Origin of the sequence: Sphingomonas sp. 10B4 (assembly GCF_035019905.1) — a bacterium.
Classification (GTDB): Bacteria; Pseudomonadota; Alphaproteobacteria; order Sphingomonadales; family Sphingomonadaceae; genus Sphingomonas; species Sphingomonas glacialis.
In genome coordinates this window covers 1-239 of the sequence record NZ_JASJVC010000553.1, presented here as the reverse complement: position 1 = coordinate 239, position 239 = coordinate 1, and the positions used below count along the sequence as shown (strand labels likewise).

General features: G+C 44.8%; 1 protein-coding gene. It reads left to right on the top strand.

Annotated elements, in window-relative coordinates:
* Nucleotides 1-17: 17 nt before the first annotated feature.
* The coding region (locus QN347_RS20850) for an alpha-amylase family glycosyl hydrolase (RefSeq protein WP_323494553.1) at nt 18-239 on the top strand (222 nt) is incomplete at its 3' end.

The following is a 239-nucleotide window of genomic DNA, read 5'->3' as shown; positions in this document are numbered from 1 at the left end:
ACGCTACTATATATTTCTTGCTAACGGATCGGTTTTATAACGCGAACCCGACTAATGATCTTGCCTATGGACGCAAAAATGATGCAGCAAAGTTACGCGGATTTGCAGGTGGTGATCTGGCAGGCATTACAGAAAAAATCAAGCAAGGCTATTTTAAAAACTTAGGCGTCAACGTCATCTGGATCACACCGCCTGTCGAGCAAATTCACGGTGCGACTGATGAAGGTACTGGCTTGTCT